21 protein-coding genes are annotated in these 21,088 nt (G+C 62.5%); 11 read left to right on the top strand and 10 right to left on the bottom strand.

Going from position 1 to position 21,088, the window contains the following annotated elements; translation table 11 throughout:
- Nucleotides 1-440: 440 nt before the first annotated feature.
- A complete protein-coding gene (locus AC0L17_RS14500) occupies nucleotides 441-1,313 on the bottom strand; it encodes an aldo/keto reductase family oxidoreductase (protein ID WP_473516320.1) in 873 nt (290 codons plus the stop codon).
- Between the two features lie 88 nt (nucleotides 1,314-1,401).
- Here AC0L17_RS14500 and AC0L17_RS14495 point away from each other — a divergent pair, with 88 nt between their 5' ends.
- On the top strand, nucleotides 1,402-2,310 hold the full coding sequence (locus tag AC0L17_RS14495) for a LysR family transcriptional regulator (RefSeq protein ID WP_473516319.1): 909 nt from the start codon (nucleotides 1,402-1,404) through the stop codon (nucleotides 2,308-2,310).
- Nucleotides 2,311-2,384: 74 nt separating this feature from the next.
- On the opposite strand, the gene rpsI is transcribed toward AC0L17_RS14495, so the two are convergent.
- The 4 genes from rpsI to AC0L17_RS14475 all read right to left on the bottom strand — a co-directional run bounded on the left by rpsI (nucleotide 2,385) and on the right by AC0L17_RS14475 (nucleotide 4,802).
- Nucleotides 2,385-2,867, bottom strand: coding sequence for a 30S ribosomal protein S9 (gene rpsI / locus AC0L17_RS14490; RefSeq protein WP_027155304.1), 483 nt, complete (start codon nucleotides 2,865-2,867; stop codon nucleotides 2,385-2,387).
- A gap of 1 nt (nucleotide 2,868) precedes the next feature.
- On the bottom strand, nucleotides 2,869-3,333 hold the full coding sequence (gene rplM, locus AC0L17_RS14485; RefSeq protein ID WP_091591498.1) for a 50S ribosomal protein L13: 465 nt from the start codon (nucleotides 3,331-3,333) through the stop codon (nucleotides 2,869-2,871).
- Between the two features lie 265 nt (nucleotides 3,334-3,598).
- Entirely contained in the window at nucleotides 3,599-4,249 is a 651-nt protein-coding gene (locus AC0L17_RS14480; RefSeq protein WP_473516318.1) for a LysE family translocator, read from the bottom strand.
- 88 nt (nucleotides 4,250-4,337) lie between these two features.
- Complete coding sequence (locus AC0L17_RS14475; RefSeq protein WP_473516317.1) at nucleotides 4,338-4,802, bottom strand: PaaI family thioesterase; 465 nt, start codon at nucleotides 4,800-4,802, stop codon at nucleotides 4,338-4,340.
- A gap of 180 nt (nucleotides 4,803-4,982) precedes the next feature.
- On the opposite strand from AC0L17_RS14475, the gene AC0L17_RS14470 reads away from it, so the two are divergent.
- The 5 genes from AC0L17_RS14470 (at nucleotide 4,983) to AC0L17_RS14450 (ending at nucleotide 8,788) form a co-directional block, all read left to right on the top strand.
- Complete coding sequence (locus tag AC0L17_RS14470) at nucleotides 4,983-5,804, top strand: enoyl-CoA hydratase (RefSeq protein WP_473516316.1); 822 nt, start codon at nucleotides 4,983-4,985, stop codon at nucleotides 5,802-5,804.
- Nucleotides 5,805-5,806: 2 nt separating this feature from the next.
- Nucleotides 5,807-6,229 carry a VOC family protein gene (locus tag AC0L17_RS14465; RefSeq protein ID WP_287054895.1) on the top strand — a complete coding sequence of 141 codons (423 nt, stop codon included), beginning with the start codon at nucleotides 5,807-5,809 and terminating at the stop codon, nucleotides 6,227-6,229.
- Nucleotides 6,230-6,336: 107 nt separating this feature from the next.
- Nucleotides 6,337-6,858, top strand: a complete 522-nt coding sequence (locus AC0L17_RS14460) for a CoA-binding protein (protein WP_287120401.1) — start codon at nucleotides 6,337-6,339, stop codon at nucleotides 6,856-6,858.
- Between the two features lie 277 nt (nucleotides 6,859-7,135).
- Nucleotides 7,136-8,416 (top strand): O-acetylhomoserine aminocarboxypropyltransferase, encoded by a 1,281-nt coding sequence (locus AC0L17_RS14455; RefSeq protein ID WP_287120400.1) that lies wholly within the window; start codon nucleotides 7,136-7,138, stop codon nucleotides 8,414-8,416.
- A 21-nt stretch (nucleotides 8,417-8,437) separates the two neighbouring features.
- On the top strand, nucleotides 8,438-8,788 hold the full coding sequence (locus AC0L17_RS14450) for a cupin domain-containing protein (RefSeq protein ID WP_287120399.1): 351 nt from the start codon (nucleotides 8,438-8,440) through the stop codon (nucleotides 8,786-8,788).
- Here AC0L17_RS14450 and AC0L17_RS14445 read toward each other — a convergent pair whose 3' ends face one another.
- Nucleotides 8,789-10,045 (bottom strand): cytochrome P450, encoded by a 1,257-nt coding sequence (locus AC0L17_RS14445; protein ID WP_473516315.1) that lies wholly within the window; start codon nucleotides 10,043-10,045, stop codon nucleotides 8,789-8,791. It lies immediately after the preceding gene.
- Nucleotides 10,046-10,149: 104 nt separating this feature from the next.
- Here AC0L17_RS14445 and AC0L17_RS14440 point away from each other — a divergent pair, with 104 nt between their 5' ends.
- The gene (locus AC0L17_RS14440; RefSeq protein ID WP_473516342.1) at nucleotides 10,150-11,253 is read left to right on the top strand and encodes an NAD(P)/FAD-dependent oxidoreductase; all 1,104 of its coding nucleotides are present in this window, start codon (nucleotides 10,150-10,152) and stop codon (nucleotides 11,251-11,253) included.
- Between the two features lies 1 nt (nucleotide 11,254).
- Here AC0L17_RS14440 and AC0L17_RS14435 read toward each other — a convergent pair whose 3' ends face one another.
- The gene (locus tag AC0L17_RS14435; protein WP_473516314.1) at nucleotides 11,255-11,842 is read right to left on the bottom strand and encodes a hypothetical protein; all 588 of its coding nucleotides are present in this window, start codon (nucleotides 11,840-11,842) and stop codon (nucleotides 11,255-11,257) included.
- A gap of 334 nt (nucleotides 11,843-12,176) precedes the next feature.
- On the opposite strand from AC0L17_RS14435, the gene clpP reads away from it, so the two are divergent.
- The 4 genes from clpP (at nucleotide 12,177) to AC0L17_RS14415 (ending at nucleotide 17,642) form a co-directional block, all read left to right on the top strand.
- Nucleotides 12,177-12,806, top strand: a complete 630-nt coding sequence (gene clpP / locus AC0L17_RS14430) for an ATP-dependent Clp endopeptidase proteolytic subunit ClpP (protein WP_091591479.1) — start codon at nucleotides 12,177-12,179, stop codon at nucleotides 12,804-12,806.
- A 294-nt stretch (nucleotides 12,807-13,100) separates the two neighbouring features.
- Nucleotides 13,101-14,375, top strand: coding sequence for an ATP-dependent Clp protease ATP-binding subunit ClpX (gene clpX, locus AC0L17_RS14425; protein WP_027155315.1), 1,275 nt, complete (start codon nucleotides 13,101-13,103; stop codon nucleotides 14,373-14,375).
- Between the two features lie 284 nt (nucleotides 14,376-14,659).
- Nucleotides 14,660-17,071 carry an endopeptidase La gene (gene lon, locus AC0L17_RS14420; RefSeq protein WP_128182053.1) on the top strand — a complete coding sequence of 804 codons (2,412 nt, stop codon included), beginning with the start codon at nucleotides 14,660-14,662 and terminating at the stop codon, nucleotides 17,069-17,071.
- Between the two features lie 298 nt (nucleotides 17,072-17,369).
- Complete coding sequence (locus AC0L17_RS14415; protein WP_023798342.1) at nucleotides 17,370-17,642, top strand: HU family DNA-binding protein; 273 nt, start codon at nucleotides 17,370-17,372, stop codon at nucleotides 17,640-17,642.
- A gap of 113 nt (nucleotides 17,643-17,755) precedes the next feature.
- On the opposite strand, the gene AC0L17_RS14410 is transcribed toward AC0L17_RS14415, so the two are convergent.
- From AC0L17_RS14410 to AC0L17_RS14400, 3 genes are all read right to left on the bottom strand, one after another.
- Nucleotides 17,756-18,778: an aldo/keto reductase gene (locus AC0L17_RS14410; protein WP_473516313.1), complete on the bottom strand. Its 1,023-nt coding sequence runs from the start codon at nucleotides 18,776-18,778 to the stop codon at nucleotides 17,756-17,758.
- 205 nt (nucleotides 18,779-18,983) lie between these two features.
- On the bottom strand, nucleotides 18,984-19,901 hold the full coding sequence (locus AC0L17_RS14405) for a carbohydrate ABC transporter permease (protein WP_023798337.1): 918 nt from the start codon (nucleotides 19,899-19,901) through the stop codon (nucleotides 18,984-18,986).
- An 11-nt stretch (nucleotides 19,902-19,912) separates the two neighbouring features.
- On the bottom strand, nucleotides 19,913-21,034 hold the full coding sequence (locus AC0L17_RS14400) for a carbohydrate ABC transporter permease (protein ID WP_473516312.1): 1,122 nt from the start codon (nucleotides 21,032-21,034) through the stop codon (nucleotides 19,913-19,915).
- Nucleotides 21,035-21,088: the final 54 nt, after the last annotated feature.

Below are 21,088 nucleotides of genomic sequence, written 5' to 3'. Positions count from 1 at the left end.
TGCACAGGGGATTCTTTGACCGGCGGTCGCGCTGCCGGCCGGCCTGCATCTGCCAATCTCCAACGTCTGCGATTAGCCGTAAGCCCCCGCGCCTTCGTCATCCCAGGGCGAAGCAAGGAGCGAAGCGACGCGGCGCAGACCCTGGGATCCATACCGTTACCTCAGAGCGTCACGACGGTGCAGAATCTTCGATGGCGGAGCGAGGCGCCCCCCTCTGTCCTGCCGGACATCTCCCCCACAAGGGGGGAGATTGGCCGTCACCACTGATTTCGCCAACCACCAACCCTGCAAAAAGGACGCTGTCAGCGAAGCTGCTGATCTCCCCCCTCGTGGCCCTTGTGGGGGAGAGGCCCGGCAGGACAGGGGGGCGCTGTCCGGGCGCTGTCCCGCCAGCCCTGTCGATCACGGCGAGATTGGCTCGTTGCCGCTTTCGCCAATCCTCAGGCCGCCATCGCCACGCCGTCCAGATCCCTGACGGCATCCTCCGGCAGATCGAGTTCGGCCGCGGCGAGGTTCTCCCGCAAATGCGCAACGGAAGACGTGCCGGGGATAAGCAGGATGTTGGGCGCGCGACCGAGCAGCCAGGCGAGCGCGACCTGCATGGGCGTGGCGCCCAGGCGCTGAGCGACGCCGGACAGGGTAGACGACTGCAGCGGGTTGAAGCCGCCGAGCGGAAAGAACGGCACATAGGCGATACCGTCGCGGGCGAGTTGGTCGATCAAGGCATCGTCGCCCCGGTGCGCCAGGTTGTATTGGTTCTGCACGCAGACGATCCTGGCGATCCGTCGCGCCTCTTCGATCTGTGCAGACGTGACATTGCTGAGCCCGATATGACGCACCAGGCCCTGTCGCTGAAGCTCGGCCAGCACAGTGAGCGGCGCCTCGATCGAGCCTTCGGCCGGGCCATGCACGTCGAACATGATCCTGAGATTGACGACGTCCAGCACGTCGAGCCCGAGATTGCGCAGATTGTCGTGCACCGCCTCCGTCAGCGCTTCGGGCGAGAAGGCCGGGAGCCACGAGCCATCCGCGCCGCGACGGGCACCGATCTTGGTGACGATCGTCAGATCGTCGGAATAGGGCGCGAGCGCTTCACGGATGAGTAGATTGGTAACGTGCGGGCCGTAGAAATCGCTGGTGTCTATGTGATTGACGCCGCGCGCAACAGCTTCGCGCAGCACGGCCAATGCCGCGCCATGGTTCTTGGGCGGACCAAAGACGCCGGGTCCTGCGAGCTGCATGGCGCCGTAGCCGAGCCGCTTCACGGTGCGGTCGCCGAGAGTGAACGTGCCGGAAAGGTCAATGCTGGACATGGTCTATCTCCGTTCAGGTTGAGATAGGCGCTGTCCGATCTCACGATAATTGGGTACATTCCGCACGGGCTGTACGGAATATCGAACAATGAAGATCGACCTCGGAGACCTCAACGCCTTCGTCGCCGTTGCGCGGGCCAAGGGTTTTCGCGATGCCGCCCGCGCCAGCGGCGGCAGTGCGTCGGGCTTGAGCGAGGCGGTGCGCCGCCTCGAGACGCAGCTCGGTGTCAGGCTGCTCAACCGGACGACCCGCAGCGTCGTCCTGACCGAAGCGGGCGCGAGCTTGCTGGCTCGGCTCGGCCCTGCCTTGACCGAGGTGGAATCGGCCCTCGACGTTGTGAATGGCTTCCGCGACAGGCCTGCAGGTACGTTGCGCCTCAACGTGCCGGTCAGCGCGGCGCGGCTGGTGCTGCCCAGCATCGTCCCGGGTTTTCTTGCTGCCTGTCCCGGCATCCGGCTGGAGGTGATCGCCGAGGAGAGCTTTGTCGACGTCCTGGCGGCAGGCTGCGATGCCGGCATCCGTTACGACGAGCGGCTGGAACAGGACATGATCGCGGTGCCGATCGGACCGCGCCTGCAGTGCTTTGCCACCGCCGCCAGCCCTGCCTACCTTGATCGCCATGGCCGGCCGCAACACCCGCGCGATCTGCTCGGCCACGCTTGCCTGCGCGGCCGCTTCGCCAGCGGGGCGATGCCGCCATGGGAATTCGAGCGCGACGGCGAGGTGGTGCGGGTCGATCCGACGGGGCCGCTTCTCGTGACCCTGGGCGGAGCGGCCGATCTCGCCGTCGATGCAGCCATCGCCGGTACCGGCATTGTCAGCCTGTTCGAGGATTGGCTTCGCCCTTACTTTGAGAGCGGTGCGCTCGAACCCGTCCTCGAACCTTGGTGGCAGAGCTTCCCCGGGCCGTTCCTCTATTATCCCGGCCGGCGTCTCGTGCCGGCGCCGTTGCGGGCGTTTATCGACTTCATCAAGGTACCGGCCGATCGTTCCTAAATTTGGGCCAGGTTCACCAAAAGAAAAGGCCGCCCGGAGGCGGCCTTTTCGAATGTCTGAAGCTGAAGCAGTGCTTAGCGCTTCGAGAACTGGAACGAGCGGCGGGCCTTCGCCTTGCCGTACTTCTTGCGCTCGACGACGCGGCTGTCGCGGGTCAGGAAGCCGCCCTTCTTGAGCACGCCGCGCAGCGCCGGCTCGTAATAGGTCAGCGCCTTGGAGATGCCGTGGCGCACGGCACCGGCCTGGCCGGAAAGGCCGCCGCCGATGACGGTGGCGACGATATCGTACTGGCCGGCGCGGTTGGCGGCGATGATCGGCTGGTTGAGGATCATCTGCAGGACCGGGCGCGCGAAATATTCGGCGAACACCTTGTCGTTGACGACGATCTTGCCGGAGCCGGGCTTCACCCAGACACGGGCGATGGCGTTCTTGCGCTTGCCGGTGGCATAGGCGCGGCCCGACTTGTCGAGCTTCTGGACATGGACGGGTGCAGCCGGCTGCGTGTTGGTGTTGCCGGTGGCAGTTCCGAGTTCTGCGAGCGAGGAAAGCTCAGCCATTTTACGAAACCTTCTTGTTCTTGGCGTTCAGCTTGGCCACGTCGAGCGTGACGGGCTGCTGGGCGACATGCGGATGTTCCGTGCCTGCATAGACGCGGAGATTCTTCATCTGGCGACGGCCGAGCGGACCACGCGGGATCATGCGTTCGACGGCCTTCTCGACGACACGCTCGGGGAAACGGCCCTCGAGCAGCTGGCGCGCGGTGCGCTCCTTGATGCCGCCGGGGTGGCCGGTGTGCCAGTAATAGACCTTGTCGGTGAATTTCTTGCCGGTGAACACCACCTTGTCGGCATTGATGACGATGACGTTGTCGCCGTCGTCGACATGCGGGGTGAAGGTGGGCTTGTGTTTGCCGCGAAGATGGTTGGCGATGACAGTGGCGAGACGGCCGACGACGAGACCCTCGGCGTCGATCAGCACCCACTTCTTCACCACATCCGCAGGCTTCTGCGAAAAGGTTGTCATGGATTTGTTGCTTTCGGTTCGGACCTTCCCCCATTCACGAACGAAAAGGGAAGGCGTTTCTTGTTGCTTGACTTGACGCCGGGCGCTCGCCCGCCGCCAATAACAAAACGGCGGCCTTTGGCGGGCCGCTGTTCCGTGAGGGCTTATAGGCGAGGGGAATTAGCCAGTCAAGTTGCATATCTGGCCACCTCGGAAGGATTGCCTTGCTAAATCAAGAGGTTAGTTTTGAGGTATTATTATACCACGTATGACTCCGACAATTTGACTAGCGCCGTCCCGGAATAATCGCAGTCAGCAGCAGTTTGATCCCGACAGCAATCATGATCGTACCAGCCAGGCGTTCTTGCCAGACAAGAAAACCGGCGTAGCGTGCCAGCCAGTGGCCGACCGCGCCTGAGGCCAAGGCTACAGCTCCCAGGACCAGAAGGCCCGTAGCCTTCATGGTGGCTCCGAGCACGATAAATTGCATCGCCGGCGATCCTGTGGAGGAATGAACGAACTGCGGCAGTACTGCGAGCATGAAAACCAGTGCGGTAGGGTTAGTCAGGTTGCAGATCATGCCTTGCCGAAAGGCACCTGCCAAACCTCCCTCTTTGGCTGCGACGATGTTGGTTGTTTCGGCCCTCTTGCGCGTGAGCAAGAACTTCGTCCCGATTGCGATCAAGTACGCCGCTCCGAGCAGTTGCAGCAGGCCATACGCGACAGGCGAGGACGTGACCAGCGATGCAAGTCCCATTGCCAACAGCGGAATCTGGATCACGCCCGCGAAAACGCAGCCGGTCGCCGTTGCCAGTGCTGCCCGCCAACCCTGTCCGATACCGCGGCTGATCACCAGAAGCATGTCCGGCCCCGGACCGGACAGTTGGTAGCCGAGCACAGCGACCAGGAATGCCAAATAAGTGGGAAGTTCGGGCATGTTTTTGCAGACCTGATTGGACCTGCGAACGTGTTGTCCGACATTTCGTTCCGTTGGAACGAGCGGAAACACGTATCCGTCCTGCAAATCAGGCCTGCGATTGAAAGCTCTTCTTCGGCGGGATCGAATAGGTTCCCGTCGCGTGCGCTACCGTGTGTCCGTCCGCTCCAGCGATGATGTCGATATCGAACACCATCAGGCTCTTACCCAGCTTCAGGATGCGGCAATGGCCGTCGATCGGGCCTGCCTCGGCTTTGCGGACGAAATTGATATTGAGATTGGTGGTGACCGAAAGCGCATCCGGCCCGGCATGCGAAAGTACGCAGACATAGCCGCCAATGTCGGCCAAAGTGAACAGCGACGGGCCGGAAACGGTTCCGCCGGGGCGCAAATGCCGCTCGTCGGCATTCAGGCGCACCGTGCAGCCGCCCGCAAACACCTCGATCGCCTCGTAGATGGTGAACTGGTCGTTGAGCTGCGGGTAGACGGTCTCCATCAACGCATTGACCTGCGCCGCGGTCAGCACCGGCTTGAGATTGTTTTGGGCAGGCATAAGCGGTTTCCTGTTTGTGGCTTCGGCATAGCCGGCGGTTTTCAAGGCGAGGGCGCTTGGCCGAGGCTGCGCCGCCGAGAAAACACGCCTTAAGCCTGTTCTTCAATCGGCAGCGTGCTAGTTCTTTTGTTCCATGGCCGGCGAATCCGATGCCGCCGGCCGATGAAGAGGTTGGAGATCATGGCCGAAATCGTCGCCATCAAGCCGGCTGTTGCCGAAGGTCCTGTTATCGCGAGACTGGACGAGGGCGTGCTCCGCCTGACGCTCGCCAATCCGCCGGCCAATGCGCTGTCGCTGGCGGTGATGGCGGCGCTGACGGCGGAACTCGACCGCGCCAAATCCGACAGATCCGTCCGCGTCATCATCCTGGCGGCCGCCGGAAAAATGTTCTGCGCCGGACACGACCTCAAGGAAATGACCGCGCGCCGCAGCGATGCCGATCGCGGCAAGGCGTTCTTCGAGGAGACGTTTTCCGCCTGCGGGGCACTGATGCAGGCGATTGTGCGCCATCCCAGGCCGGTGATCGCCGAGGTCGATGGCCTGGCGACGGCGGCCGGGGCACAACTGGTCGCGAGCTGCGATCTGGCGATCGCCTCGCACGAGGCGACCTTCTGCACGCCGGGCGTCAATATCGGGCTGTTCTGCTCGACGCCGATGGTGGCGCTGTCGCGCAACGTTTCGCGCAAGCACGCGATGGAGATGCTTTTGACCGGCGAGACCATCGATGCAGCGACGGCCAAGGAATTCGGTCTCATCAATCGCGTGGTGCCGCGCGAATATCTGAATCAGATTGTCACCAAATATGCGCAAACCATTGCTGCCAAATCGTCTTTGGTGGTCAAGACCGGCAAGGAAGCCTTTTACGCGCAGGCCGAGATGGGGCTGGCCGAGGCCTACGCCTATACCGGCCGCGTCATGGTCGACAACATGCTGGCGCGCGACGCAGAAGAAGGCATCGGCGCCTTCATCGGCAAGCGCAAGCCCGAATGGACGGACGACTAGATATGGAAGCCCGCATCTCCATCATCACCATCGCCGTCGACGATCTCGAGCGCGCCACACGCTTCTACGAGGCGATGGGCCTGACCCGCCATGCCGGCATCACCGACGGCGTCGCCTTCTTCCAGATGGGCGGCGTCATTCTCGGCCTGTTCCCGCGCGCAAGCGCCGAAGAGGATTCGGGCATCACCTTCGGCACGGCGCCGTCGGCGATCTACCTCGCCTACAACACCCGCTCCGACGCGGAGGTCGATGACGTGCTGACGATGGCCGAGAAGGCCGGCGGCCGCATCGTCAAGCCGGCCGGCCGCGCCTTCTGGGGCGGCTGGTATGGCTATTTCGCCGACACCGAAGGGCATGTTTGGGAAGTGGCGCACAATCCGGCTTTTCCGATCGCGGAAGACGGCAGCATCTCGCTACCGGGTTGAGCGCGTTTCCCACCGCTTTCGACGATACCGATCATTTCCGCATGATGCGCAGTTTTCTGCAACGATCCGGATGGTTTTCTCGCCGAGGCTCTGTATGAGGAAGAGGCATGAACCATGACGCCTATGACAATGCCTATATCGCCGGCATCCTCAATTCGGTGAAGACCATCGCCATGGTCGGCGCGTCCGCCAACGATGTGCGGCCGAGCTATTTCGTGCTGAAATACCTGCTGGGCAAGGGGTTTTCCGTGTTCCCGATCAACCCCGGCCAGGCCGGCAAGGAAATCCTTGGCCGGATGACCTATGCCAGGCTCGCCGATGTTCCCGAGCCGATCGACATGGTCGACGTCTTTCGCGGCTCGGCGGCGGTGCCGGGCGTTGTCGACGAGGTCTTGCGGCTCGATCCGTTGCCGAACGTCATCTGGATGCAGCTTGGCGTGCGCCATGACGAGGCAGCCGCACGCGCCGAGGCCGCCGGCATCAAGGTGGTGATGAACCGCTGCCCCAAGATCGAATATGGCAAGCTGTCGGGCGAGATCGGCTGGACCGGCGTCAACTCAGGCGTGCTGTCGTCGAAGAAGCCGCTGATGCGGCCGGGATTCCAGAGTTTTGGCGTCCGCCGGAAGTAGGTGGTGAATGGTGAATAGTGAATAGTGAATGGTGAATAGAAGGATTTTTCCGGAAGGCGGCCACAGCGGCATATGAGCCGCTTGCAATCAGGATGGGGCTGGCCGACCTTGCCTTCACCCTTCACCCTTCACCCTTCACCCTTCACCCTTCACCCTTCACCACTCAGCATTCACCATTCACCATTCACCATTCACCATTCACCACTCAGCATTCAGCATTCACCATTCACCATTCACCATTCACCATTCACCATTCAGCATTCAGGGGAGGTAATCCATGACCCGCACGCCCGGTTTCAACACGCTCGCCGTCCATGCCGGCGCCAAGCCCGATCCGGCGACCGGCGCGCGTGCCACGCCGATCTACCAGACGACCTCCTTTGTCTTCGATGATGCCGACCATGCCGCTTCGCTGTTCGGGCTAAAAGCCTTCGGCAACATCTACACCCGGATCATGAACCCGACGCAGGCGGTGCTGGAAGAGCGTATCGCGGCACTCGAAGGCGGCACCGCGGGTTTGGCCGTCGCGTCGGGCCATGCCGCGCAGGTGCTCGTGTTCCACAGCCTGATGCAGCCCGGCGACAATTTCGTCGCCGCGACAAGGCTTTACGGCGGCTCGATCAACCAGTTCGGCCACGCCTTCAAGAATTTCGGCTGGCAGGTGCGCTGGGCCGACACCAACGACATCTCGACCTTCGAAAGCCAGATCGACGAAAGGACCAAGGCGATCTTCATCGAGAGCCTGGCCAATCCGGGCGGTGTCTTCGTCGACATCGAAAAGATCGGCGACGTCGCCCGCAAGCATGGCCTGCCGCTGATCGTCGATAACACGCTGGCCTCGCCCTATCTGGTGCGGCCGATCGAGCATGGCGCCGACATTGTCGTGCATTCGCTGACCAAGTTCATCGGCGGCCACGGCAATTCCATCGGCGGCGCCATTGTTGACGGCGGCACCTTCGACTGGTCGAAATCCGGCAAATATCCGATGCTGTCTGAGCCGCGCCCCGAATATGGCGGCCTCGTCCTGCACGAAACATTTGGCAATTTCGCTTTCGCCATTGCCGCGCGCGTGCTCGGCCTGCGCGACATGGGCCCGGCGATCTCGCCCTTCAATGCGTTCTTGATCCTGACCGGCCTGGAAACCCTGCCGCTCAGGATGCAGCGCCATTGCGACAATGCGGTCACCGTCGCCGCGTGGCTGTCCAACCACCCAAAAATCGCCTGGGTGTCCTATCCCGGCCTGCCCAGCGACAACAACAATGCGCTGCAGAAGAAGTACTCGCCGCTTGGCGCCGGTGCCGTGTTCACCTTCGGCCTGAAGGGCGGCTATGCGGCGGGCATCAAATTCGTCGAGGCGCTCGAACTGTTCTCGCACCTCGCCAATGTCGGCGACACCAAGTCGCTGGTTATCCATCCGGCATCGACCACGCATCGGCAACTGTCCGACGAGCAGAAGGTCGCTGCGGGCGCTGGGCCGGATACGGTCAGGCTGTCGGTCGGCATCGAGGATGTCAACGACATCGTCGCCGATCTGGAACAGGCTCTCGCCAACGTCTGACCCCTGCTGCAAGGAGTTTCCATGACCGCGCCGAATTTCCTCTCCGTCGATATTGAAAGCGTCGAGCCGGAACCTGGCGCGCCAGCGCCGGATCGCCTGATTTCAGGCGATCCAAAGTTCCGCACCTGGAATGTCGAGGAACGCGACGGTGGCCTCTATGCCGGCATCTGGGAGGCGACGCCGGGCAAATGGCGCATCGAATACGACGAGTGGGAGTTTTGCCACATTCTTTCCGGCGTCTCGGTGATATCGGAGGAAGGCGGCGAGGCGCGTACCGTCAGGGCAGGCGATAGTTTCGTGCTCAGGCCAGGCTTTAAGGGAAGCTGGGAAGTGCTTGAAACGACACGCAAGGAGTATGTGATCAAGCTTTGATCATTGCCCGGTGTGCACGACGAGTCTTTCCAGCCCGTGGAAATGATAGCTGTCGCGAAAACGCTGCTGTTCGGCCAGATGCAGCCGCGGTCGCCGGTCGAACAAGGTTTTCAGCGATACCTGCAATTCGAGCCGGGCGAGCGGCGCGCCGATGCAGAAATGGATGCCGGCGCCGAACGAGACGTTCTTCTGGTCGGCGCGATCCGGCCGGAAGGCGAAGGGTTCGGCAAAGGCCGCCGGGTCGTGATTGGCCATGCCGAGCAGCAGGCCGATCGTCTGGCCCGGCCGCACGATGATACCGGGACCGACCTCGATCTCTTCATAGGCATAACGCGTGAACATGTGCAGCGGCGCGTCGAAGCGCAGGCATTCCTCGACCGTGGCGGTGGTCGTTTGCGGCGAGGTGAAGAAGCGGCGCGGGTCGCCGCCTTGCGCGAGAATCGCGCGCACCGCATTGCCGGTCTGGTGGACGGTCGCCTCGTGGCCGGCATTGAGCAGCAGGATCGCCGAGGACACCAGCTCGTCCTCAGAGAGTCTTTGGCCATCGTCTTGCGCCGAGATCAGCAGCGACAACAGATCGTCGCCGGGTTTTTTGCGCCGCTCGGCAACATGGCCGCGCAGGAAATCCGAAAAATCATGTGCTGCGCGATTGGCCGTCTCTTCCGTTTGGCGGGTGCGGCCGTGCATGTACATGGCGACCATCCGATGCGACCAGTCGAGGAGTTGCGGTCCCATCTCGACCGGCACGCCGAGCATTTCGGCAATGATGGTGATCGGCAAAGGCGATGCGAAGGCTGGCAGCAGGTCGACCGGGCCCGGTTCGAAACGGTCGATCAGCTCGTTGGCCAGCGCCTCGACGCGCGGCTTCAGCCGCTCGACCTGGCGCGAGACGAAGGCGCGGGTGACCAGCGTTCTGAGCCTGGTGTGAACGGGCGGTTCCAGCTCCAGCATCGAATTGGCCTCGATGCCGTCGAAGCTGCCGAGATGGCTGCGATCCTCGCCGACGGCGCTTCTGTCAGGGGTGCCGGCCGGGTTGTGGCGGCCGAAGCGCCGGTCGCGCAGCAGCCGGCTGACGACGTCGAAGCCGCCAAAGCACCAGAAGCCGAACTCTTCCCAGAAGAAGACATTCGATGCGCCATGCATGAAGGCATAGGCCGCGTAGGGGTTCTGGAAGAAAGCCGGCTCGTGCGGATCGAGCCGCACATGGCGGGTGGCCGGATTGAAGGCCAGGTAAGTCGGTGGCACCAAATCGGTCATTGTGGATCATTAGCGCGGCTTGCCAGCTTGACGCCAGACCGTATGTTGGCGCCCGGTGATCCTTCGTGTTGGCCAGCCGGCGCGGCTGCGGAAAGACTGACTTGATGAATGTGATCGTGGTTGGCGCAGGCATTGCAGGGCTGTCGACGGCCTGGTCGCTGGTCAAGGCCGGGCACCGGGTCTCGATTGTCGAGCAGGGACCGATTCCCAATCCGCTTGCCGCCTCGGGCGACCATCACCGCATCATCCGCCGCGCCTATGGCGCAGCCTCGGGTTATGGCCGGCTGATCACCGAAGCCTATGCGGCCTGGGACGAGATGTGGGCCGATCTCGGCGAGAACCATCTCGACCCGCGCGGCTTCATCTGCATTTCGCGCGAGCCGGGAGACGAAGCCGAGGAATACCGCGAGGGCATGGAAGCCGGGAACTACCCGATCGAACTGTTCGAGCCGGACGCCGCGGCCAAGCGCTGGCGCTTCCTGCAGCCCGGCTCGTTCCGCTACGCGTATTTTTCACCGGACGGTGGTGCGCTGCATTGTCGCAAGATTGCCTCCCGCCTCGCCGAATGGCTGCGGAGAACCGGCGCCAATGTCTACGAAAACAGCAAGGTGATGGAGGTCGACGCCGAGGCTGGCCGCCTCGTGCTTGAAAGCGGCGAGACGATGCAGGCCGACCGCATCGTCGTCGCCGCAGGCGCCTGGGTGCTGAAACTGTTTCCGGAGCTGGGCGGCGAGCTGAAGACCTGGCGCACTGCGCTCGCCTATGTCGAACCGCCGGCGGATCTGAAAGCAGCATGGCATTCGGCCCCGGTCATCCTCGATGTCGGCGGCGCCGTCGACGGCTACGTGATCCCGCCGTCCGGCGGTGCCGGCATGAAATTCGGCTCAGGGCTGCACAGGGTGCCGACCAGCGATGCCGACTGGAACCGCCAGCCGGTGGCCGGCGAGGGCGAGGCGATCCGCGACCTGTTTTCGCCGCCGATCGCCCGTGTCGAAGAATACAAGGTCACCGAGGTCGTCACCTGTGCCTACACCTTCACCGCCGACGAAAAGTTCCTGGCGCATGAGAAGGGCAAATGCCTTGTCGTCTCGGCCTGCTCCGGCCACGGCTACAAGTTCGGCGCGGCGGTCGGCAGGCGTGTCGCAGCGACCGTCGGCAATGGCGACGTCGGCGGCTTGAAAGCGTGGCTGCGGGCCGAGGCGGTCTGACCTAAAACCGGCAGTGCCGCGCAATACGCACCTGCCGCCAGCGTGACGAGCCCTCACGGACCAGAACCCGGCGCGCCACTGTCTGGTAGGTGGCGGGAAAATTGACGATCCGCCGCTGCTCCGGCTGCACCAGAACCTCCTCGGCGACGCTCTCGTACTCGGCGGGACTGACGACGCGCCGCTGGCGCTCCGACTGCACGACTACTGTCTCGGCCACCCGTTGATAGCGCGCCTTGTGCCTGACCTTGCACAGCACCTTGCGGCCGTTGATGACGCGCCATTCCCAGGAGTAGCCGCCATCGACCTTCACCGTGCGGTAGATGGTGCGGGTAATGGCAGGCACGATCTCGTAGCTGACACGCGCCGGTGCGATCTGCACCACCCGCTCGCGCGTCCCGTAGATCGCCGGAACGGATTCCACCTGCTGACCGGCCGGGCTGACGAGCACGTTTTCGTAGACGGTCTCGTAGACGGCCGGCCTGTTGACCTGCTCGTAGCACTCGACGGGGCGCCCGCCGGCAGCCGTTTCGGACACCATGCCGAGGACGGCGAGGCTGGCGATGGCCGAGGAAGCCGTTTTCCCGATCATTGCACTCCCCCCAGTTTGAACTTTCCACGCAAGCTCAACGTTGAATTGTAGGGGAAGCCGTGTCGCGGGAAAGCGGTTTCGGCACATTTCGTTAAGCGACGCGGTTAAGAAACTGTTACCCGGCAGCGCAGCCGCGCCGCTTCAACAGCAGCCGGCGCAGCTTCGGGCGAATTCTGTGCAGAAACCTTGATTCGACTTAACCGGATGGCTAGGAGGGGCGGCCTTGCGCTAGGGTGAGCCGACATCCTATTTACAGGGATAACGATCCAGAACCGATTCTGCCCGACTTGCTCATCTCCGGCGCCGGAATCCCATCTTCAATAAGGGATAGTCCATGAAGAACCCCGTCGAAACCTACATGAACCTCGTTCCGATGGTGGTCGAGCAGACCAATCGCGGCGAGCGGGCCTACGACATTTTCTCGCGGCTCCTGAAAGAGCGCATCATTTTCATCACCGGTCCGGTCGAGGACGGCATGGCGACGCTGGTCTGCGCGCAGCTCCTGTTCCTCGAAGCGGAGAATCCGAAGAAGGAAATCAACCTCTACATCAATTCGCCCGGCGGCGTCGTCACTTCGGGCATGGCGATCTACGACACCATGCAGTTCATCAAGCCGGCGGTGGCGACGCTGTGCATCGGCCAGGCCGCCTCGATGGGCTCGCTGCTTCTCACCGCCGGCGAAAAGGGCATGCGCTTCGCCACGCCGAACGCCCGCATCATGGTCCACCAGCCTTCCGGTGGTTTTCAGGGCCAGGCTTCCGACATCGAGCGCCACGCCCAGGATATCATCAAGCTGAAGCGCCGCCTCAACGAGGTCTATGTCAAGCACACCGGCAAAAGCTACGACGAGATCGAAAGGACGCTCGACCGCGACCATTTCATGACCTCCGACGAGGCCAGGGATTTCGGCCTCATCGACAAGGTCATTTCGTCGCGTGAGCCGATCGAGGGTCTTGCGACATAAGCCCGGTGGCAGCTGGATGGTGCGAAAACACGCTTTTGATGCCGCTTGCGGCATTTCGGCCACAATTGGCTGTTCCCTCGACGGGAGCGATTGCCTACGTTAAGCCTATGTTGATTTTCGACGGCTTAGCTTTGTGCGGGGTTGATGCGAATCATTGCGACGTTTTCTGATATGTGTTTCGTATGGAATGCGTTGCGGGAGCCGGACTACTGGCGGCGGCGATTTCCCGCGATAGATTGAGTTATGCGCCCTTTCAACCAGACCATCGGCGGGCGGCTATGAAAGGACATGAAAATGAGCAAGGTCGGCAACAGCGGCGGTGATTCCAAGAACACGCTTTATTGCTCGTTTTGCGGGAAAAGCCAGCACGAAGTGCGCAAGCTGATCGCCGGCCCGACGGTGTTCATCTGCGACGAATGTGTCGAGCTCTGCATGGACATCATCCGCGAGGAGAACAAGACCTCGATGGTGAAGTCGCGCGAGGGCGTGCCGACCCCGCAGGAGATCCTCAAGGTTCTCGACGACTACGTCATCGGCCAGCCCTACGCCAAGCGCGTGCTGTCGGTGGCGGTCCACAACCACTACAAGCGCCTCGCGCATGCCGGCAAGAACAACGACGTCGAACTGGCGAAGTCCAACATTTTGCTGATCGGCCCGACCGGCTGCGGCAAGACGCTGCTCGCGCAGACGCTGGCCCGCATCATCGACGTGCCGTTCACCATGGCCGATGCGACGACGCTGACTGAGGCCGGCTATGTCGGCGAGGACGTCGAGAACATCATCCTCAAGCTGTTGCAGTCGGCCGACTACAATGTCGAGCGCGCCCAGCGCGGCATCGTCTACATCGACGAGATCGACAAGATTTCGCGCAAGTCGGACAATCCCTCGATCACCCGTGACGTGTCGGGCGAGGGCGTCCAGCAGGCGCTGTTGAAGATCATGGAAGGCACGGTCGCTTCCGTGCCGCCGCAGGGCGGCAGGAAGCATCCGCAGCAGGAATTCCTCCAGGTCGACACCGCCAACATCCTGTTCATCTGCGGTGGCGCCTTCGCCGGGCTGGACAAGATCATCTCGGATCGCGGCCGCAAGACCTCGATCGGCTTCGGCGCCACCGTCGCGTCGCCCGAGGATCGCCGCACCGGCGACGTTTTCCGTCTGGTCGAGCCGGAAGATCTGTTGAAGTTCGGCCTCATTCCCGAGTTCGTCGGCCGTCTGCCGGTCCTGGCAACGCTTGAGGACCTCGACGAGCCGGCGCTGATCCAGATCCTGACCGAGCCGAAGAACGCGCTGGTCAAGCAGTACCAGCGGCTGTTCGAGATGGAGAATGTCGACCTGACCTTCCACGAGAATGCGCTGTCGGCGATCGCCAAGCGCGCCATCGAGCGCAAGACCGGCGCGCGCGGCCTGCGCTCGATCATGGAGGCGATCCTGCTCGACACGATGTTCGAGCTGCCGGCGCTGGAAGGCGTGCGCGAAGTGGTTATTTCGGAAGAGGTGGTGTCCGGCAACGCCAGGCCGCTCTACATCTATTCCGAGCAGAAGGAAAAGAAGGGCAACGTCAGCGCCTGACGTCAGTCCTGTAGTGGAGTTCTTCAAACGGCGCCGCAAGGCGCCGTTTTGCCGTTTGCGGATGGGCAGGCTATGATGAACGGATTATGACGGATTGGATGAACGGTTTCGTGTCGACCCTTGATCTTTGCCTCGCGTGCCTCCAACTAACGGAAGAAGGCCGTGGCGCCGAATTCTGTGCTGTAAAACTCCCGTCACAAACGGTGGTAGGCGGAACCATCCCCGGTCGTTAATATGAGAATCGCGGTTGGCCGATTGGCGGTCGCGACATGAAAGGTTGGACAATGGCCAAAATATCCAAGGCTCCCAGCGACGGCGTCTTCGCAGTCCTCCCACTGCGCGACATCGTGGTGTTCCCGCACATGATCGTTCCGCTCTTTGTCGGGCGTGAAAAGTCGATCAAGGCGCTGGAAGAGGTGATGGGTCAGGAAAAGCAGATCCTGCTTGCGACCCAGATGAATGCCGCCGATGACGATCCCGAGTCCGATGCGATTTTCGACATCGGCACGCTCGCCAATGTGCTGCAATTGCTGAAGCTGCCGGACGGCACCGTCAAGGTTCTGGTTGAAGGCGCCTCGCGCGCGAAAATCGTTTCGTTCACCGACCGTCCCGACTTCCACGAGGCCCGCGCCGCGGCGCTGGTCGAACCGGATGAGGAAGAGGTCGAGGTCGAGGCGCTGGCCCGTTCCGTCGTCACCGACTTCGAGAACTACGTCAAGCTGAACAAGAAGATCTCGCCCGAAGTGGTCGGTGCCGCCAGCCAGATCGACGACTATTCCAAGCTCGCCGATACGGTCGCCTCGCATCTCGCCATCAAGATCCCCGAGAAGCAGGAGATGCTGGCCACGCTTTCGGTCAAGGAGCGGCTGGAAAAGGCGATGGGCTTCATGGAAGCCGAAATCTCCGTCCTGCAGGTCGAGAAGCGCATCCGCTCGCGCGTCAAGCGCCAGATGGAGAAGACGCAGCGCGAATACTATCTCAACGAGCAGATGAAGGCGATCCAGAAGGAACTCGGCGAGGGCGAGGACGGCCGCGACGAGGCCGCCGAGATCGAGGCGCGCATCAAGAAGACCAAGCTCTCCAAGGAGGCCCGCGAAAAGGCGGAAGCCGAACTGAAGAAGCTGCGGACGATGTCGCCGATGTCGGCTGAATCGACCGTCGTGCGCAACTATCTCGACTGGATCCTGTCGATACCGTGGGGCAAGAACTCCAAGGTCAAGCAGGATCTGGCCTTCGCGCAGAACGTGCTCGACACCGACCATTTCGGCCTCGACAAGGTCAAGGACCGCATCGTCGAATATCTCGCCGTGCAGAGCCGCCAGAAGAAGCTGAAGGGGCCGATCCTGTGCCTCGTCGGACCTCCCGGCGTCGGCAAGACCTCGCTCGGCAAGTCGATCGCCAAGGCGACCGGCCGCGAGTTCATCCGCATGGCGCTGGGCGGCGTGCGCGACGAGGCCGAGATCCGCGGTCACCGGCGCACCTATATCGGCTCGATGCCCGGCAAGGTCATCCAGTCGATGAAGAAGGCGAAGAAGTCCAACCCGCTCTTCCTGCTCGACGAGATCGACAAGATGGGCCAGGATTTCCGCGGCGATCCGTCGTCGGCGTTGCTCGAGGTGCTCGATCCCGAGCAGAACTCGACGTTCATGGACCACTATCTCGAGGTCGAATACGATCTGTCGAGCGTGATGTTCGTGACGACGGCGAACACGCTGAACATCCCTGCGCCCTTGATGGACCGCATGGAGATCATCCGTATCGCCGGCTACACCGAGGACGAGAAGATCGAGATCGCCAAGCGCCACCTGATGCCGAAGGTGATCCGCGATCACGCGCTGCAGCCGAAGGAGTTCTCCGTCGGCGAGGACGCGATCCGCGGCATCATCCAGACCTACACCCGTGAGGCGGGCGTCAGGAGCCTGGAGCGCGAGCTGATGAAGCTCGGCCGCAAGGCGGTGACCGAGATCCTGAAGACGAAAAAGAAGACGGTCGACATCACGGCGGACAATCTCGCCGATTACCTTGGTGTTCCGCGCTTCCGCTTCGGCCAGGTCGAGGCCGACGATCAGGTCGGCGTTGTCACCGGGCTGGCCTGGACGGAAGTCGGCGGCGAGCTGCTGACGATCGAAGGCGTCATGATGCCCGGCAAGGGCCGCATGACGGTGACCGGCAATCTGCGCGACGTGATGAAGGAATCGATCTCGGCGGCGGCCTCCTACGTCCGCTCGCGGGCTCTCGATTTCGGCGTCGAGCCGCCGCTGTTCGACAAGCGCGACATCCACGTGCACGTGCCCGAAGGCGCAACGCCCAAGGACGGACCGTCGGCGGGCGTGGCGATGGCGACGGCGATCGTCTCGGTGCTGACCGGCATCCCGGTCAGGGCCGACGTGGCGATGACCGGCGAGATCACGCTGCGCGGCAGAGTGCTGCCGATCGGCGGGCTCAAGGAGAAGCTGCTTGCAGCACTGCGCGGCGGCATCAAGAAGGTGCTGATCCCGGAAGACAACGCCAAGGATCTGGCGGAGATTCCGGACAACGTGAAGAACGGTATGGAGATCGTTCCGGTCGGGCGGGTCGGTGAAGTCTTGCGCCATGCGCTGGTGCGTATGCCGGAGGCGATCGAGTGGGTCGAGCCGGTCAATGCGCCGGCTGCGGTGGATGCCGGAGACGACGCCAGCAAGTCGCTAGCTCATTAGAGCGCCGCGCGTCCAATTGGACGCGCAAAGGACGCTCTAACGCTATTGAGTCTATGCGTGATCCTTCCCCAAACCCCAACCCGGTTTTGGGGGTCGCGATTTTGACCGGGATAATGTTGAATTCCAAACCGCCCCGCGGGGCCTACAGCCCGGCTCTTTCTTGTAAAAAACCCCGGAATTCCGGGGTTTTTTCGACTCTTTTGACGCTTTTCGACTTGGTTGCGGAAGCGCTTCTTTCTAAAGTCCGTTTCCTGCCGGATGAGTCGTACGTTCCGGTTTCTCATGGAAGGGAATTTTTATGAACAAGAACGAACTGGTGTCCGCTGTCGCCGACGCCGCGAGTATTTCGAAGGGTGACGCGCAGTCGGCGGTCGATGCGGTGTTCTCCGTCATCACCGGCGAACTGAAAAAGGGCGGCGATGTCCGGCTTGTCGGCTTCGGAAATTTCACCGTGTCAAAACGCGCTGCCTCGACCGGCCGCAATCCGCAGACCGGCGCCGAAGTGCAGATTCCGGCGCGCACCGTGCCGAAGTTTTCAGCCGGCAAGGGCCTCAAGGACGCAGTCAACTAAGCGGCCTTCATACCCGTTTCAGGGACCAGAAAAGCCGGGCATGCCCGGCTTTTCCTTTCCGCCCGATCTTTTGTCTCGGCTGGCAACCGTCGAGGTGATGGGAGCAGGCGGCTCTATGCCGTCGGCGCATCGGCGCGCATCAGCCCTTCCTGCTTGAGATCGGCCCAGAGTGCTGATGGTAGCTTCGCGTCGAGCAGCGACCGGTTGCTTTCGACCTCGCTCGGCCGCTGGCCGCCGGGGATCACCGACACGACCGAAGGGTGCAGCAGCGGAAATTGCAGTGCCGCCTCGATCAGGCGCACACCGTGGCGTTTGCAGATGGCCTCGATGCGCGTGACGCGGTCGAGGATGTCCTGCGGCGCCTCGGTATAATTGTAATAGGCGCCGGGCTTCGGTCCGGTTGCCAGAATGCCGGAATTATACGGCCCGCCGAGAACGATGCCGATGCCGCGCTGCTGGCATAGCGGCAGGAAGGATTGTAGCGCCTCCTGCTCCAGCAGCGTATAGCGCCCGGCAAGCAGGAACAGGTCGAAGTCGCCGCGCTCGGCAAGTGTCTGGGCAACCTGCCATTCGTTGATGCCGCCGCCGAACGCCTTGATGACGCCCTGGTCACGCAGGGACAGCAGCCCGTAATAGCCCGAGCGCATGAACTCCTCGATGCGCTGGTCCGCGGCCTCCTTGCTGCCATGCGTGAAGACGTCGACGTCATGCGCGAAAAGAATGTCGATGCGGTCGACGCCGAGGCGTTCCAGCGAGGCTTCGAAGGAGCGCATGACCCCGTCATAGCTGTAGTCGTAGACCTCGCGGCGCGACGGCGTGTCGAAGAACTTGCCGATGCCGGTGCGCTGGTCCGGCGGGCAGGCGCGCATGATGCGGCCGACCTTGCTCGACAGCACGTAGTCGTCGCGCTTTTTCGAGCGCAGGAACGGATTGAGCCGCGTTTCCGACAGGCCAAGCCCGTAGAGCGGTGCGGTGTCGTAGTAGCGGCAGCCGACCCGCCAAGCAGTCTCCAGGGTGGCGTTGGCATCCTCGTCGGAGACGGCACGATAAAGATTGCCGAGCGGCGCCGTGCCGAAGCCAAGTTCCGTGAACGCGATGCCGCCATTGCCGATGCGGTCGAAACGCCGTGTCTTCATATGCTGCCGTTTTCCTCATTTGCGTATAGTGCATTGAGCGCGGCTCTTCCTTCTCCCCTTGTGGGAGAAGGTGGCCGCGCAGCGGCCGGATGAGGGGTGTTCCAGGGAACGCCGACGCCTCATTCCGTCCAACACCCCTCAACCGTCTCGGCGCTGCGCGCCGATCCACCTTCTCCCACAAGGGGAGAAGGGAAGAAGGAGCCGCCTACTTCACCGCGCCTGCGGTCATGCCCATGATCAGGTAGCGCTCCAGTGCGATGCCGATGACGGCGAGCGGCGTTATCGCGGCGGTGGCGAGGGCCGCCATCGACCACCAGTTGATGCCCTGCGAGCCGGTCTGGCTCGCCACCATGACGGGAATGGTTTTTGCGTCGGTCGAGGTCAGCAGCGCGGCGAAGAAATACTCGTTCCAGCACAGCACCATCGCCAGGATGAAGGCCGCGACCATGCCCGGCAGCGCGATCGGCATGACGATGCGGAAGAAGGCGCCCCAGATCGACAGGCCGTCGACGAGGGCTGCTTCCTCCAGTTCGACCGGGATCGAATTGAACTGGTCGCGCATGATCCAGATGACGATCGGCAGCACCATCAGCGTGTAGAGCAGGATCAGCCCGATGCGCGTGTCGAGCATGCCGACTTCCCGGTATAGCACGAGAAAGGGCAGGGCGAGCACCACCGGCGGCAGGATCAACTGCGACAGGAAGAAGAAGGAGATGTCCTCATTCTTGAACCAGGCGAAGTGATAGCGGAAGCGGGTGAGGCCGTAGGCGGCGAGGCTGCCAATGACGATAGCGAGGCTCGATGCGCCGACCGAGGTGATGACCGAATTCATGAAGCGCTTGATGAACTCGTCGCGCACCGTCGAGGTCCGGAAGATCGCATCCGGCGACAGGCCGAGCGAGCGCCAGCCCTTCCAGTCCGGCCGGAAGTCGACGAACGGGATGAGATGGCCCTGGGTGACATCGACCGCGGTCTTGAACGAGGTGGTTATCGTCCAGTAGATCGGGAACAGGCAGATGAAGGCCCAGAACACCAGCGCGCCATAGATGAAGACGCGGTTGGCGAAAAAGCTCGCCGGCGAGCGGATTTCGGAAGCGGCATAGTCGGTGGTCTGAACGCTCATCTGGCCGCCTGTCAGTTGACGTTGCGCACGAAGCGATTGGCGAATTTCAACAGCCACGTCACGAACACGATAATGATGATGAGGTAGGCCATCGCCAGCATGGTGCCGTAGCCGACATTCGAGCGGTCGCGATACTCGCGGTAGATGAAGCTCGACACGGAATCGGTCGCGCCGCCCGGGCCGCCCGAGGTGACGGTGATGATGATGTCGGCAAGCTTCAACTTGAAGATGATGCGCAGGATGATCGCCGTCACCGATACCGGCAGCATCAGCGGAAACGTGACCTGCCAGAACGTCTGCCAAGCATTGGCGCCGTCGACCCTGGCCGCCTCAAGCACCTCGCGTGACATCGCCTGAAGGCCGGCGAGCAGCATGATCATCATGAACGGGATGAACGTCCAGGCATCCAGCACCATGATCGAGATGCGGGCGGTGATCGGGTTTGAGAAGAAGGCGGGGTTTTCCCAGCCGAGCTGGCGCGCCAGCGCCGCGGCTGGCCCGAAGCGGTATTCCATCAGCGACTTGCCGATCATCCACGACACCGCGACCGGCGACAGCATCAACGGCATCAGGAAGACGACACGGAAGAATTTGCGCGCGCGGATTTGTGCGTTGAGCAGCAAAGCGAGACCAAATGCGATGACGTATTCGACCAGCACCGCCAGAACATAGAGCACCATGTTGAACAGCGCGTTGCGGTAATAGGGATCGGCCAGCATCTGCCAGAAATTGTCGAGCCCGTTGAACTTGCGGCCGGAGAAGGAACTGAGGTTCCAGTCGGTCAGCGCAATGTAGAAGCCGAACAGCGTCGGGAAGATCACCATGGCGATGGTGAACAGCAGCGCCGGCAGCAGGAACAGCGCGCGCTGGCCGTCTTCGCCGCGCGTCAGTACCTGGCCGATGCCGAGTGCTATACCCCACAGCACGTAGGCATAGACGACCGGCCGCCAGGTCTCGAAGCCGATCGTGTTGACCTCTGACTTGTAAAGGATCTGGATTGCGATCACGGCCAGAAGGCCGAGCGTCGCAACAGCCATCAACGCCCGGCCGAGCCGCCGCCGGCCCGGCGATATCAGATCGGATGGAGCGGCGTTTGCCGGCCACGCACTGGTGGGCAAAGTCTGGTCTGCCACGCGTCTCGTCCGTTCACTGAAGGGTGCTATGACCGGCTGGCCGGTCAAGCTGTT

Source organism: Mesorhizobium sp. WSM4829 (assembly GCF_055811475.1).
The sequence above is the reverse complement of the archived record's forward strand: the minus strand, read 5'-3'. Positions and strand labels throughout refer to the sequence as shown.